The sequence below is a fragment of the Pseudomonas juntendi genome (assembly GCF_021560075.1).
Lineage (GTDB): Bacteria > Pseudomonadota > Gammaproteobacteria > Pseudomonadales > Pseudomonadaceae > Aquipseudomonas > Aquipseudomonas juntendi.
In genome coordinates, this window is sequence record NZ_CP091088.1 from 667,137 (window position 1) to 681,044 (window position 13,908).

At 62.0% G+C, this 13,908-nt stretch carries 14 protein-coding genes and 6 tRNA genes; 12 read left to right on the top strand and 8 right to left on the bottom strand.

The window, feature by feature from the left end:
- Positions 1–11: 11 nt before the first annotated feature.
- The 8 genes from rluD to L1P09_RS03070 all read left to right on the top strand — a co-directional run bounded on the left by rluD (position 12) and on the right by L1P09_RS03070 (position 5,353).
- Entirely contained in the window at positions 12–974 is a 963-nt protein-coding gene (rluD, locus tag L1P09_RS03035) for a 23S rRNA pseudouridine(1911/1915/1917) synthase RluD (protein ID WP_009683007.1), read from the top strand.
- Positions 971–1,711: a peptidoglycan editing factor PgeF gene (gene pgeF, locus L1P09_RS03040; RefSeq protein WP_054903877.1), complete on the top strand. Its 741-nt coding sequence runs from the start codon at positions 971–973 to the stop codon at positions 1,709–1,711. Before rluD ends, pgeF begins: the two co-directional genes overlap by 4 nt.
- Before the next feature lie 172 nt (positions 1,712–1,883).
- Entirely contained in the window at positions 1,884–4,448 is a 2,565-nt protein-coding gene (clpB, locus tag L1P09_RS03045) for an ATP-dependent chaperone ClpB (protein WP_009683005.1), read from the top strand.
- Between the two features lie 462 nt (positions 4,449–4,910).
- Positions 4,911–4,986, top strand: a tRNA-Asn gene (locus tag L1P09_RS03050).
- A gap of 3 nt (positions 4,987–4,989) precedes the next feature.
- Positions 4,990–5,066, top strand: a tRNA-Pro gene (locus L1P09_RS03055).
- 6 nt (positions 5,067–5,072) lie between these two features.
- Positions 5,073–5,148, top strand: a tRNA-Lys gene (locus tag L1P09_RS03060).
- A 47-nt stretch (positions 5,149–5,195) separates the two neighbouring features.
- A tRNA-Pro gene (locus L1P09_RS03065) sits at positions 5,196–5,272 on the top strand.
- A 5-nt stretch (positions 5,273–5,277) separates the two neighbouring features.
- Positions 5,278–5,353 (top strand) — tRNA-Lys (locus tag L1P09_RS03070).
- Positions 5,354–5,538: 185 nt separating this feature from the next.
- Here the strand turns inward: L1P09_RS03070 and L1P09_RS03075 are convergent.
- From L1P09_RS03075 to L1P09_RS03085, 3 genes are all read right to left on the bottom strand, one after another.
- The gene (locus L1P09_RS03075; RefSeq protein WP_009683004.1) at positions 5,539–6,834 is read right to left on the bottom strand and encodes an NAD(P)/FAD-dependent oxidoreductase; all 1,296 of its coding nucleotides are present in this window, start codon (positions 6,832–6,834) and stop codon (positions 5,539–5,541) included.
- 84 nt (positions 6,835–6,918) lie between these two features.
- Entirely contained in the window at positions 6,919–7,092 is a 174-nt protein-coding gene (locus tag L1P09_RS03080; protein WP_033744188.1) for a DUF3094 family protein, read from the bottom strand.
- A gap of 133 nt (positions 7,093–7,225) precedes the next feature.
- Positions 7,226–7,855, bottom strand: coding sequence for a DUF1780 domain-containing protein (locus tag L1P09_RS03085; protein WP_009683003.1), 630 nt, complete (start codon positions 7,853–7,855; stop codon positions 7,226–7,228).
- Positions 7,856–7,987: 132 nt separating this feature from the next.
- Here L1P09_RS03085 and L1P09_RS03090 point away from each other — a divergent pair, with 132 nt between their 5' ends.
- Complete coding sequence (locus tag L1P09_RS03090; RefSeq protein ID WP_235768937.1) at positions 7,988–8,671, top strand: energy-coupling factor ABC transporter permease; 684 nt, start codon at positions 7,988–7,990, stop codon at positions 8,669–8,671.
- Positions 8,672–8,722: 51 nt separating this feature from the next.
- On the opposite strand, the gene yacG is transcribed toward L1P09_RS03090, so the two are convergent.
- From yacG to L1P09_RS03110, 4 genes are read right to left on the bottom strand one after another with little or no spacing between them, the layout of a single operon-like run.
- On the bottom strand, positions 8,723–8,923 hold the full coding sequence (gene yacG / locus L1P09_RS03095; RefSeq protein WP_009683001.1) for a DNA gyrase inhibitor YacG: 201 nt from the start codon (positions 8,921–8,923) through the stop codon (positions 8,723–8,725).
- Positions 8,920–9,543, bottom strand: a complete 624-nt coding sequence (coaE, locus tag L1P09_RS03100) for a dephospho-CoA kinase (RefSeq protein ID WP_235768448.1) — start codon at positions 9,541–9,543, stop codon at positions 8,920–8,922. The genes yacG and coaE overlap by 4 nt, the downstream gene beginning before the upstream one ends.
- The gene (locus tag L1P09_RS03105; protein WP_033690441.1) at positions 9,543–10,409 is read right to left on the bottom strand and encodes a prepilin peptidase; all 867 of its coding nucleotides are present in this window, start codon (positions 10,407–10,409) and stop codon (positions 9,543–9,545) included. The genes coaE and L1P09_RS03105 overlap by 1 nt, the downstream gene beginning before the upstream one ends.
- Before the next feature lie 2 nt (positions 10,410–10,411).
- The gene (locus tag L1P09_RS03110; protein WP_235768449.1) at positions 10,412–11,620 is read right to left on the bottom strand and encodes a type II secretion system F family protein; all 1,209 of its coding nucleotides are present in this window, start codon (positions 11,618–11,620) and stop codon (positions 10,412–10,414) included.
- A 215-nt stretch (positions 11,621–11,835) separates the two neighbouring features.
- Here L1P09_RS03110 and L1P09_RS03115 point away from each other — a divergent pair, with 215 nt between their 5' ends.
- The 3 genes from L1P09_RS03115 to L1P09_RS03125 all read left to right on the top strand — a co-directional run bounded on the left by L1P09_RS03115 (position 11,836) and on the right by L1P09_RS03125 (position 13,226).
- On the top strand, positions 11,836–12,246 hold the full coding sequence (locus L1P09_RS03115) for a pilin (protein WP_235768450.1): 411 nt from the start codon (positions 11,836–11,838) through the stop codon (positions 12,244–12,246).
- 71 nt (positions 12,247–12,317) lie between these two features.
- Positions 12,318–12,393: transfer RNA gene (locus tag L1P09_RS03120), tRNA-Thr, on the top strand.
- 194 nt (positions 12,394–12,587) lie between these two features.
- Positions 12,588–13,226: a hypothetical protein gene (locus tag L1P09_RS03125; protein WP_235768451.1), complete on the top strand. Its 639-nt coding sequence runs from the start codon at positions 12,588–12,590 to the stop codon at positions 13,224–13,226.
- A gap of 2 nt (positions 13,227–13,228) precedes the next feature.
- On the opposite strand, the gene L1P09_RS03130 is transcribed toward L1P09_RS03125, so the two are convergent.
- A complete protein-coding gene (locus tag L1P09_RS03130; RefSeq protein WP_235768452.1) occupies positions 13,229–13,846 on the bottom strand; it encodes a recombinase family protein in 618 nt (205 codons plus the stop codon).
- Between the last annotated feature and the right edge of the window lie 62 nt (positions 13,847–13,908).

Sequence of the window (13,908 nt, forward strand, 5' to 3'; positions counted from 1 at the left end):
CCGAATCGAGCATGTCCGAGATCATTCAACTTAGCGCAGAGGTCCCGTCCGAATTGGGCGGCCAACGCCTCGACCAGGTCGCCGCCCAATTGTTCGCCGAGTACTCGCGTTCGCGGCTAACTTCGTGGATCAAAGAGGGCCGCCTGACGGTCGATGGTGCCGTCGTGCGCCCTCGCGACCTCGTTCACGGTGGCTCCCAGCTTGCCCTGCAGGCCGAACAGGAAGCCCAGGGTGAGTGGGTAGCAGAAGATATCGAACTGGATATCGTCTACGAAGACGACCACATCATGGTCATCAACAAGCCCGCCGGGCTGGTCGTGCACCCGGCTGCCGGGCACGCCAGCGGCACCCTGCTCAATGCGCTGCTGCACCACGTGCCAGACATCGTCAACGTACCGCGTGCCGGTATCGTTCACCGCCTGGACAAGGACACCACCGGGCTGATGGTGGTGGCCAAGACCCTGCAGGCGCAGACCAAGCTGGTCGAGCAGATGCAGGCGCGCAAGGTCAGCCGTATTTATGAGTGCATCGTCATCGGCGTGGTCACCGCCGGTGGCAAGATCGACGCCCCGATCGGTCGCCACGGCGGCATGCGCCAGCGCATGGCGGTCACCGACGGCGGCAAGCCAGCCGTCAGCCACTACCGGGTGCTCAAGCGCTTCCGCTCGCACACCCATGTACGGGTCAAGCTGGAAACCGGCCGCACCCACCAGATCCGCGTGCACATGGCCCATGTGGGCTTTCCGCTGGTCGGCGACCAGACCTACGGTGGCCGCTTCCGCATTCCGCCGGCTGCCAGCCCAACCATGGTCGAGGCAGTGAAAAGCTTCCCGCGCCAGGCGCTGCACGCGCGGTTCCTTGCCCTGGCCCACCCGATCACCGGTGAAGTCATGAAGTGGGAGTCGCCACTGCCCGACGACTTCGTCTGGTTGCTGTCGCTGCTCAACCAGGACCGTGAGAGCTTCATCGGATGAGTGACCTGGCGCAGACGCTGCTGTTTCCCGACTGGCCAGCCCCGGCCTCGGTACGCGCCTGTGTCACCACCCGTCAGGGCGGTGTGAGCCTGCCGCCCTACGCCACGTTCAACCTGGGTGACCATGTGGGGGATGACCCTGCCGCGGTTGCCGAAAACCGTCGCCGCCTGCGCGAGCAATTCGCCATCCAGCCAGCCTGGCTCAAGCAGGTGCATGGGCTGGAGGTGGCGGATGCCAACCCGGCCCTGGTAGCCGAGGCCGATGCCAGCTGCACCAGCCAGCCCGGCATTGCCTGCACCGTGATGACGGCCGACTGCCTGCCTGTACTGTTCTGTGACCGTGCGGGCACCCGCGTGGCGGCGGCGCATGCGGGCTGGCGCGGGCTGGCGGGTGGCGTGCTGGAAGCCACCCTCGACCGCCTGGCGCTGGCGCCCCAGGAGGTGCTGGTGTGGCTGGGGCCGGCGATCGGGCCCAAGGCTTTCGAAGTGGGGCTGGAAGTGCGCGATGCCTTTACTGCCGTGCACCCTGAAGCCGCCCGGGCTTTTGTCGAGGGCGAGCGGCCAGGCAAGCTGATGGCAGACATCTACGAATTGGCGCGCATTCGCCTGGCGGCCCGTGGGGTATCGGCTGTTTATGGCGGTGGCTGGTGCACGGTCAGTGACGAGCGGTTTTTCTCCTACCGCCGTACGCCGCAGGGTGGCCGCTTCGCTTCGCTGGTGTGGTTGCAGCCGCTCTAGCCTTGATGGGCACCGCCTGCCCCAAGCGCTAATCCAACCCGTTGATCCCGGTCAACCCCGCTACGCTTGAATCTTCCAGAATCAGCCTTATCTATAAAGTCATCTCAGGCAGGTTTCTTTATAAACAGGCGCTGTCCATCGCTCCGACCTGCCCTTTAAAGGAAGGTACACCATGCGAATAGACCGTTTGACCAGCAAGCTGCAACTTGCAATATCCGATGCCCAATCCCTGGCCGTGGGCATGGACCACCCTGCCATCGAGCCCGTGCACCTGTTGCAGGCATTGCTCGAACAGCAGGGCGGCTCGATCAAGCCACTGCTGATGCAAGTGGGCTTCGATATCAATAGCCTGCGCCAGGCACTGGTGAAAGAACTCGACCAGCTGCCGAAAATCCAGAACCCCACCGGCGACGTCAACATGTCGCAGGACCTGGCGCGCCTGCTCAACCAGGCCGACCGCCTGGCCCAGCAAAAGGGCGACCAGTTCATTTCCAGCGAGCTGGTGTTGCTGGCCGCCATGGACGAGAACAGCAAGCTGGGCAAGTTGCTGCTCAGCCAGGGTGTCAGCAAAAAGGCCCTGGAAAATGCCATCAACAACCTGCGCGGTGGCGCGGCGGTGAACGACGCCAACGCCGAAGAGTCACGCCAGGCGCTGGACAAGTACACCGTCGACCTGACCAAGCGTGCCGAAGAAGGCAAGCTGGACCCGGTCATTGGCCGCGACGACGAAATCCGCCGTACGGTGCAGGTGCTGCAACGCCGTACCAAGAACAACCCGGTGCTGATCGGCGAACCCGGCGTGGGCAAGACCGCCATCGCCGAGGGCCTGGCCCAGCGCATCATCAATGGCGAAGTGCCCGACGGCCTGAAAGGCAAACGCCTGCTGGCGCTGGACATGGGCGCGCTGATTGCGGGTGCCAAGTACCGCGGTGAGTTCGAGGAGCGCCTGAAAGGGCTGCTGAACGAGCTGTCCAAGCAGGAAGGCCAGATCATCCTGTTCATCGACGAACTGCACACCATGGTTGGCGCCGGCAAGGGCGAGGGTGCCATGGACGCAGGCAACATGCTCAAGCCGGCCCTGGCCCGTGGCGAACTGCACTGCGTGGGCGCCACTACGCTGAACGAGTACCGCCAGTTCATCGAGAAAGACGCTGCCCTGGAGCGCCGCTTCCAGAAAGTGCTGGTAGAGGAACCGAGCGAAGAAGACACCATCGCCATCCTGCGTGGCCTGAAAGAACGCTATGAAGTGCACCACAAGGTGGCCATCACCGACGGTGCCATTATCGCTGCGGCCAAACTCAGCCACCGCTACATCACCGACCGTCAGTTGCCGGACAAGGCCATTGACCTGATCGACGAAGCGGCCAGCCGCATCCGCATGGAGATCGACTCCAAGCCGGAAGTGCTCGACCGCCTCGATCGCCGCCTGATCCAGTTGAAAGTGGAATCGCAGGCGCTGAAGAAGGAAGAAGACGAGGCAGCGAAAAAGCGCCTGGAGAAGCTGACCGAAGAAATCGAACGGCTGGAGCGCGAGTATTCCGACCTGGAAGAAATCTGGGCTTCGGAGAAAGCCGAAGTACAGGGCTCGGCGCAGATCCAGCAAAAGATCGAGCAGGCCCGCCAGGAGCTGGAAGCTGCCCGCCGCAAGGGCGACCTGAGCCGCATGGCCGAGCTGCAGTACGGGGTAATCCCGGACCTGGAGCGCAGCCTGCAGATGGTCGACCAGCACGGCAAGACCGAGAACCAGTTGCTGCGCAACAAGGTGACCGAGGAAGAGATTGCCGAGGTGGTGTCGAAGTGGACCGGTATTCCGGTATCCAAGATGCTGGAGGGCGAGCGCGAAAAACTGCTGAAAATGGAAGCGTTGCTGCACCAGCGCGTGATCGGGCAGGGCGAAGCGGTAACCGCCGTGGCCAACGCTGTGCGCCGCTCACGTGCCGGGTTGTCCGACCCCAACCGGCCAAGTGGTTCGTTCCTGTTCCTGGGCCCTACCGGTGTGGGCAAGACCGAGCTGTGCAAGGCACTGGCCGAGTTCCTGTTCGACACTGAAGAGGCCATGGTCCGCATCGACATGTCCGAATTCATGGAGAAACACTCCGTGGCTCGCCTGATTGGTGCGCCACCCGGGTACGTAGGGTACGAAGAGGGCGGTTACCTGACCGAGGCGGTACGGCGCAAGCCCTACTCGGTGGTGCTGCTGGACGAGGTGGAGAAGGCCCACCCGGATGTGTTCAACGTGTTGCTGCAGGTGCTGGAAGACGGCCGCCTGACCGACAGCCACGGGCGCACCGTGGACTTCCGCAATACGGTGATCGTGATGACCTCCAACCTGGGCTCGGCACAGATCCAGGAGCTGGTCGGCGACCGCGAGGCACAGCGTGCGGCAGTGATGGATGCAGTAGGGGCGCACTTCCGTCCGGAGTTCATCAACCGTATCGACGAAGTGGTGGTGTTCGAGCCGCTGGGCCGCGAGCAGATCGCCGGCATTACCGAGATACAGCTGGGCCGCCTGCGCAGCCGCCTGCTGGAGCGCGAGTTGTCGCTGAGCCTGAGCCCGGAAGCGTTGGACAAGCTGATCGCCGTGGGTTACGACCCTGTCTACGGTGCCCGCCCGCTGAAACGGGCGATCCAGCGCTGGATCGAAAACCCGCTGGCGCAATTGATCCTGGCAGGCAAGTTCATGCCGGGTACCGCGATCACTGCCAAGGTGGAAGGCGACGAAATCGTCTTTGGCTGACCTGCTTCACCATGAGCCCCGCGTTTGCGGGGCTTTTTTTTCCTGGCTGCCTGCGCTGGCCTGTTAGGGGGTCATACGTTTACCTGCAGCCTTGAAGCCTGCGCATAACCCTGGAGGAGCGGGTTCACCCGCGAAGAAGCCGGCACCGCCCCAGCAAATTCGGGCTTTCCCAGCCTGTCTGGATAACCCGCTGAAATTTTTGAAATTTTTGCTTGCATCAAAAAACGAGTGCCCCTAATATACGCCGCGTTGTCAGGCACTAAGCGAATCATCAGCAGTAACGATGGCCGCAAAACAACTTACAAATCAGTAAGTTGAATGAAAAAAAGTGGTTGACAAGCTAAACGAAGAATGTAGAATAGCCGGCCTCAGCAGCTACAACGCGAAAGCAGCGAAGCTCAAGAGTCCGAAGCGAACACAGTCTTCGGAGTAGCAAATCGGAAAGTAGTACCGAAGTTCAGTTCCGCGATAGCTCAGTCGGTAGAGCAAATGACTGTTAATCATTGGGTCCCTGGTTCGAGTCCAGGTCGCGGAGCCATCTCGGGGTGTAGCGCAGTCCGGTAGCGCGCCTGCTTTGGGAGCAGGATGTCAGGAGTTCGAATCCCCTCACCCCGACCATTTTCCGGGTCGTTAGCTCAGTTGGTAGAGCAGTTGGCTTTTAACCAATTGGTCGTAGGTTCGAATCCTACACGACCCACCATGTAAAGAAGGGCATCTCAAAGAGATGCCCTTTTTTTTGAAAGACCTCGGGGTGTAGCGCAGTCCGGTAGCGCGCCTGCTTTGGGAGCAGGATGTCAGGAGTTCGAATCCCCTCACCCCGACCATTTTTGGGTCGTTAGCTCAGTTGGTAGAGCAGTTGGCTTTTAACCAATTGGTCGTAGGTTCGAATCCTACACGACCCACCATGCAAAAAAGGGCATCTCCTACGAGATGCCCTTTTTCTTTGCCTCGGGAAAATGCACCCTTGCCTTGTTGGAGCGGGTAAAACCCGATCCAACAAGGGGCAAATCAAGGCCTTGAGCCTGTGGCAGCCTCTGGGGCGGGCTGGCCGGCGATGAGGCCTGTACAGGCAGCCTCTATTGCATGTGTGTCAGTGCAACTTCAACCGCGGCTCGGTACCCCGGCCAATCTTGCTGCCCAACATCATCAATGCCGTACGGAAGAACCCGTACAACGCCATCTGGTGCATGCGGTACAGCGACACATAGAACATCCGCGCCAGCCAGCCTTCCAGCTTCACGCTGCCCATCAGGTTACCCATCAGGTTGCCCACCGCCGAGAAACGCGACAGTGAAACCAGCGAGCCGTAGTCCTTGTAGGCATACGTGGGCAGCGGCTTGTTCTCCAGCCGTGCTTTAAGGCTTTGCGCCAGCATCGACGCCTGCTGGTGCGCTGCTTGCGCGCGTGGCGGTACATTGCGGTCGCTGTCTGGCTGCGGGCACGCCGCACAGTCGCCAAAGGCGAAAATGTTGTCGTCGCGGGTGGTTTGCAGGGTAGGGCGTACCACCAGCTGGTTGATGCGGTTGGTTTCCAGGCCATCGATGTCCTTGAGGAAACCGGGCGCACGGATACCGGCCGCCCACACCTTCAAACTGGCCTGGATCACCTCGCCGTCCTTGGTTTTCAGGCCGTCTTCGGTGACTTCGCTGACAGCGGCATTGGTCATTACCTTGACCCCGAGTTTTTCCAGGGTCTTGTGCACCGGTACGCTGATGCGCTCCGGTAGCGCCGGCAGAACGCGCGGGCCGGCCTCGATAATGGTGATGTGCATGTCCTTGGGCTGGATGCGGTCCAGGCCATAGGCCGCCAGCTCGTGGGCCGCGTGGTGCAGCTCGGCCGCCAGCTCCACACCGGTGGCGCCCGCACCCACAATGGCTACGCTGATTTTCTCGCTGGCCACGTCGCCGGCGTGGGCACGCAGGTAGTGGTTGAGCAGTTGCTGGTGGAAGCGCTCGGCTTGCTTGCGGGTGTCCAGGAACAGGCAGTGCTGCGCCGCGCCCAGGGTGCCGAAGTCGTTGGTATTGGAGCCCACGGCAATGACCAGAGTGTCGTAACCCAGGGTACGTGCAGGCAACAGCTCGCGGCCCTCTTCGTCCAGGGTGGCGGCCAGTTGGATCTGCTTGCCTTCACGGTCCAGGCCGCTCATGCGCCCCAGCTGAAAGTTGAAGTGGTTCCACTTGGCCTGGGCCACGTAGTTCAGTTCGTCTTCCGAGGAGTTCAGCGAGCCGGCGGCCACTTCGTGCAGCAATGGCTTCCAGATGTGCGTGAGGTTGGTGTCGACCAGGGTGACATCGGCCTGCTTGCGCTTGCCCAGGGTTTTACCCAGGCGGGTCGCCAGTTCCAGGCCGCCGGCGCCGCCGCCGACAATCACGATGCGATGAGTCATGGGGATATCTCATAAGGTTTACGGAATGCTTGCCCTTTGGGGGCGGCCGCAAACTGCACGAGGGGAGGGCGAGCGCAAGGCAGCTCATAGCACCAGTCCACTCAGCAGGCGGCTGACAAGGCCCAACCCGATGGTCACGGCCACCACCAGCACAAGGAGCAGCCATGGCCGGAAGGGCCGGCGCTCGACTTGGTGCTGAGGGGCTCGCAGATACTCATCGACACGACGCTGATCTTCCGGGTTCAGGCGGCTGGTCATGGTAGGGCCTCGTCAGGTAGACGTAAGAGACTGCACAAACGCTACAGCGTTCGTGCAAGCGCTTGAAACAAATGATAATGCTTTCTATCCCTGGCGCCGAGTGTACGCCATCGCAAACACTCGCTGCACTGGATCAAAGACTGATGCCAACGTCGAAGACGATGCTGCGCCCCAGGTTGCTGCGCAGGAAATCCGGTGCATCGGGGTGAGCGAACAGCACGCGGGCAAAGGTTGGCCCGACCAGCGATAGCGAGCGCCAGCCCTGGCGCAGGTATTCGGTGGGCGGCGGGAAGTGGGTGTTCAGGTCCAGCACCTCGCGCTTGAGGCTGGAAAACGCAATGATGTCCAGCTCGTTCAGCTCCAGCCCGCGCTCGCGGTAATTGCGCGCCTTCTTGCGCAAGGTGGGCGCCAGCCGCCCGAGCAGTTCGGTGGCACTGATGCGCCGTGGGCGGGCTTCGCGGCGCACCAGTTGCGCCAGGGAAAATGCACTGCGCCGGCGCTGCAGCTCCTCGCGCCATTCATCATTCAGGCGGCGGCCCTCGTCGAGCACGAAAAACACCTCGAAGGCGGCGTCGCGGAACAGCACATCGGGCGGCTCTTGCCCGGCCGGGGTGAAGTCTTCGCTGCGGTAGGGAATGTTCAGCCCCTGCAACAGGCGCTGGCACACCCACCGCTCCCGCTCCCACTTGCGGGCGTTGGAGAGGAAGGCATTGGCTTGTTCGGCCTGAATGGTCAGCAGGCGCAGGTAGTCGGAGTCATCCATGCACACAAGCTTAGCCGTTAATCGATGACAGCAAGAGGCACGCATGCGGCCGCAGGCCATCCGCCGCAAAGGGGCCGGGAAGTTTGCGTGTACACTGCCCTTATCCACAGGCCGGCAGGGGGCATTATTCAGGTGATCAGCGCACAGGTGTTGTCTGGCACCACCCTGAGCCTTGGCTGGCTGGGTTACGTGCAGCTGCTGGCCTGGGCCGCCAGCCAGGTTCGCTGGGTGGAACTGCTTACCGACCGGCGCCGCCAGCACCTGCTGTTTGGCACGGTGTTCTGCCTGTTCGCGTTGTGGCTGGTAAGGCGCGATTTCGATACCGGCGTGGCGTACCACTTCATCGGCATGACGGCGGTTACCCTGTTGCTGGACTGGCCACTGGCCGTGCTGGGCGGTTTCATGGCCCAGCTTGGCCTGCTGGTGCTGGGGCGCCAGGACCTGGCGGCGTTGGGGGTCAATGGTCTGTTGCTGGTGGGTTTGCCGGTGCTGATCACCGAGGTGTGCGCCCTTGTAGTGGAGCGGGCACAACCGCGGAACCTGTTCGTTTACATCTTCTGCTCAGGGTTTTTCCCTGCCGCACTCACGGTGCTGGTCTGCGTGCCGGTGGCGCTAGGGCTATTGTGGCTGGACGGGCGCTTTGCGCTGCCAGAGTGGCTTGGCGACTTTATTGGTTACCTGTGGCTGATGATGTTCCCCGAAGCGTTCATCAACGGCATGGTGATCAGTGCGCTGGTGGTGTTTTGCCCGGACTGGCTGGAAACCTTCAACCGCACGCGGTATTTGCAGGCGCCGTGGAAGGACGATGAGCACTGAGCCCGCAGGCTAGGCCGGTGCATCATCGCCTAGCCCGGCAGGTGGATCAATTCAATGCCGCGACTCCAGGTCACCTGAATACAGCTCGTCCTCGGACTCCTGCGCCCCAGGAATCTTGTGTTCCTCCGCTGCCCAGGCACCCAGGTCGATCAGCTTGCAGCGGTCTGAGCAGAACGGCCGGAACGCGCTTTTCTCGGTCCATTCCACAGGTGCGCCACAGGTCGGGCAATCGACGGTCAATGGCTGGCTCATGGCTGGCCTCCTTTCAAAGTCAGGTAAAAGTGGTGCAGGCGGTCAATCTGCTGATGCAGCGCGGCGAGGTCGCCGTCATTGACCAGCACATCGTCGGCATGGCGCAAGCGTTCCTCACGGGCCAGTTGGGCCTTCAGGATCGCCTGCACCTGCTCGGTACTGGTGTTGTCCCGGGCCAGCGTACGCGCCACTTGCAGCGCCTGCGGCGCATCGATCACCAGCACGCGCTGGGTCTTGTGGTGCTGCCCCGACTCGATCAGCAGCGGCGACACATAGATCGCATACGGCGACTCTGCCTTGGCCAGGTAGCTGAAAATCTCTTGCCCGATCAGCGGGTGCAGCAGTTGCTCCAACCATTTGCGCTGCGCGGGGTCGGCGAAAATCAGCTGGCGCAGCGCGGCACGGTCGAGCTGGCCATCGGCCTGCAGCACCCCCGCGCCAAAGCGCTCGACAATGCTGGCCAGGGCCGGGCGGCCGGGCTCGACCACCCAGCGCGCAGCCTGGTCGGCGTCGACCAGGTGCACGCCAAGCTCGACGAAGCGCTCGGCGGCGGCGCTTTTGCCGCTGCCAATGCCGCCAGTCAGCCCGAGAATCCAGGGGGTAAACGCCGCAGTGGTCATCAGTATCCCAGCAGTTGCAGGTAAGAGGCGTATATTTCATCACCCCAGAGCACGGCAATCCACCCCGCAATGGCCAGATAAGGGCCAAACGGCATCGCCGCGCCTAGTGCGTGCCGGTGCAAATGCAACAAGCACAGGCCAACCAGCGCCCCGACCACCGACGACAACAGCAGCGTCAACGGCAGCACCTGCCAGCCACCCCAGGCGCCGATCAGCGCCATCAGCTTGAAGTCGCCATAACCCATGCCTTCCTTGCCGGTGACCAGCTTGAACAGCCAGTACACCGACCACAGGCAGAGGTAACCCGCCACCGCCCCCCATACCGCACTGCCCAGCGGCACATACACGGCAAAGGCGTTGACGATCAGCCCCAGCCACAGCATCGGCAGCACCAGTACGTCCGGCAACAGCTGGTGATCGGCATCGATCAGGCTCAGGGCCAGCAGGCACCAGGTCAAGGGCAATGCCAGCAATGCCTCGGCTGACGCACCAAAACGCCAGGCCACCAGCAGCGACAGCAGCGCACTGGCCACTTCCACCAGTGGGTAACGCGGGCTGATGCGGGCCTTGCAGGCAGAGCAGCGCCCACGCAAGGCCAGGTAGCTGAGCACTGGAATGTTTTGCCACGGGCGAATCGGGTGTGCGCACTGCGGGCAGCGCGAAGCGGGCAGGCACAGGTCGAAGCGCGGGTGCTGCGTAGTCGGCAGCCCCAGAACCTGCTGCGCTTCACGCTGCCATTGGCGCTCCAGCATGATCGGCAGGCGGTACACCAGCACATTCAGAAAGCTGCCTACCAGCAAGCCGAGCACGCTCGCCAAGGTGTAGAAGTACGCCGGCTGTTCAGCCAGCAAGGTCCATAAAGTCATGTTCAGATCAAGCTACCCAACTGGAAGATCGGCAGGTACATCGCCACTACCAGGCCACCCACCAGCAAGCCCAGGACCAGCACGATGGCCGGCTCCAGCAAGCTGGTCAACTGGTCCAGCGCCTGGCTGACCTGTTCCTCATAATGGCTGGCGGCTTTTTCCAGCATCGTGTCCAGCGTGCCGCTGGCTTCACCTATGGCCGTCAGTTGCACCAGCAAGGGTGGAAACAGCGGCTCACCCGCCATCGCCTGGTTCAGCCCCTGCCCATTGGCCATACCCTGGCGCAAGCGCAGCACCGCCTGTTCATGCAACTGGCCCCCGGTCACCCGTGCCACCGTACCCAGGGCATCCAGCAAGGGCACCCCGGCCGCATAAGCGGTTGCCAGGCTACGCGCAAAGCGCGCCAACGCCGCCTGCCCCAGCAGCGTGCCGAATACCGGCAAGCCCAACACCAGGCGCCCGAGCCACAACCGCGCAGGCGCATGCCGGCGGCACAGCTGGCGCCCGGCAAAACCTAGCACCAGGCCCAGCGCCAGCAACATCGGCGCAAACCGGCCGAACCCTGTGGACAAGTCGATCACCCACTGGGTAAATGCCGGCAATTGCGCGCCCATGCCTGCGAACATGTCCTCGAACCTGGGTATTACCTCCAGCAACAACACCGCCGACACACCCAGCCCGGTCAGCAACAGCAGCAACGGGTAGACCATCGCCTTGCGCACCTTCTTCTGCAGCGCCCGCCGCTGTTCCAGCATGCCTGCCAGCTGCTTCAGCTGCCGGTCCAGCGTGCCCGACTGTTCGCCCACCCGTACCAGGTTGCAGTAAAGCGCATCGAACCAGCCCGGGTGGCGCTGCAACGCATTCGCCAGCCCCAGGCCCGCAGCTACATCCTGTTTCAATCTAACCAGCAGCGCAGCCAGGGCGGCACCACAGCCACTGCGCCCCATCACCTCGAACGCCTGCAACAGCGGCACCCCGGCCTTGAGCAAGGTCGCCAACTGCCGGCTGAAACCCGCCGGGTCGGCCTTTTCCCGGCGCTTTGGCAGCTTGAGGCCGAGCCCGCTGGCCGGCCGCAAACTGGCCACGTTGATGCCTTGGCGAATCAACCCGGCACGTACATGGGCCGGGCTGGGCCCAGGCGTTTGGCCACTGACCGGCGCGCCATTGGCGTCGGTGCCGTGCCAGCTGTAGAGGGGGGTGGTAGTGGTCATGCGAAGGTCCTTTTGTTGCCCGTGCGACAAGCCTGGAAACAGCTTGCCGCGCCTATGCCAGGGCGCGCGTCCATGATGCTCACTAGAGTAGTTCAGCGATGATGAAGCCCAAGCAGGCAGGAGTGACAAAAGGTGACTGTTCAGGCCTACTGCGCCGCTGTCGCTTGGGGCGAGATTGACCCTAACGAGTACGCGTATCAAAAAGGAAACTGTTCATGAAAGGGCAACGCGGTATCACCCTGATCGAACTGATGATCGTTGTGGCGATCATCGGCATTCTGGCGACCATCGCCTTACCGATGTACACCAACCACCAGGCCCGCTCCAAGGCTGCGGCTGGCTTGCTGGAAATCAGCGCCCTGAAAACGGCGATGGACCTGCGCCTGAACGACGGCAAGGATGTAGCCGGCGTAGCCGAACTGGGCGGCCAGCCGGCAACGGCCCATTGCGCGATCACCGCCAACGGCAAGGCGGCCGATAGCAGCGGCAGCCTGGTTTGCACCCTGGTGGACGCACCGGCCACCGTGCTGGGCAAGGCCCTGACGTTGACCCGCTCGGCGACGGGCTGGGCGTGCACCACCGACATCGAAGAAGATCTGGCGCCGAAGGGCTGCAAGGGGGTCTGAGGGCAGGGCAATAAAGTAGTGGAAACAGGGGTTTGCGTAACAGGTGCGAGCAGTGGTACGTTGCGCTACACGCCGGTGTAGCTCAGTCGGTAGAGCAGCGCACTCGTAACGCGAAGGTCGCAGGTTCGATTCCTGTCTCCGGCACCAGTAAAATCAAGGCTTTAAGCGGGAAGATCAGCTTCCTAAGTTCCACGCTGACAGCAGCGTGACAGCAGATTTATCCGCAGACCTAGTCGATCGACCTAGATTTCGCGGTGACCCTCTTTTCTGATTCATCATTATCTTTTGCATGGATGCGCTAATCATTTTGGGCTAGATGCCCTGGATAGGTGAAATCTGCCATGACAGCATTCTCCGAACGCGTTGCTGCTAATATCCTCCCCCTTTCTCAAAGCCAGACTCTCAGTGTGGCTTTCAAAGAGTGGGCGGTAACTGATGGCATGATCGATCATGAGCAGGCGATCGAAACGTGTCAGCTATGCGATCAAGAGGACCTCAGATATCAGTACGAGATTGCGAATCGCATTACTCGTCGCAGGCTATGGGTAGGCTCAAGCTGCATTCTAAGGTTTGATGTGGCCGTTCTTGAGAAGGGCGTTTTGCTCTCGGGTAAGGACCGAGAGCGCAAGTTAAATCGCTTGCTCACCGAGACGCGACGGCGCACCTGCATTGCATCACTGGAGCGACTGGCGGCAGCCGAAAAGGATGAGCGACTTATCGCAGCACTTGCTTACTATCGAAAGCACGAGCATCTGACTCCAAAGTTCGCTGCCATGGTCCTTTGGCGGTTGAGCGTGGCGAAAATCGAGCACTCACCGACTTTCTTTAAGGTGTGCCTGAGGCGTGATCAGCACAAACGAGACTTGCAAGCCATGAGGCTGCAGCAAGTCCACACGCTGTGGCCTGCTTTGACTTCTGCTCAGCGTCAAACAGCGATTGCCTTGGGGCATCGTCCACCTCCACCGCCACCAAGCTCCTGAGGTCAATCGCCAGCTTGCTGTCTGATCCGAAGGACCGTAGTGGTTGAGCAGTTCGCGTGCCTGGCCGTCGCCCGGATGCCCAGGCCGGCGCCTAGCAGCTCCTTGACGCGCTTGTGCAGCTCCTCGTCCACCGGTCGACCTTGGTATTTACCTGCCGCCTTGGCTTTCTGGATACCCTGGGCCTGGCGCTCTCGCCGCTGTTCGTAGTCCTTCCGAGCGATTGCCGCCATCATCTCCACCAGCATCGAGTTGATCGCGGCAAGCATCCGGCATGTTAACTCGTCGCCTTGCGTGTCACGCATACCCTGATGGCTGGTGGGCAGGTCGAGCGCGACGATGCGTAGGCCCTTGGCGTCGATGGCACCCTTGAGCTTGGTCCAGTCATCAGCAGGGAGGCGGGAGAGGCGGTCGATCGATTCGACCAGCAACACGTCCCCCTTGCGGGCATCCTTGAGCAGGCGCAACAGCTCCGGCCGATCTGCGGCGGCACCGCTGGCGCTCTCCAGGTACTCACAGGCGATGACCTTGTTATGGTCGGTGGCAAATTTCTCCAGTGAGGCCCGGGCGCGGCCGGCGTCTTGCTCGTCGGTGGATGCTCGGAGGTAGGCGCGGATGAACATAGTGCAACCTGTATCAGTTAGGGTGTTGTCCTAAGGCTGTTGCATTTTGGGTGGTACTTATC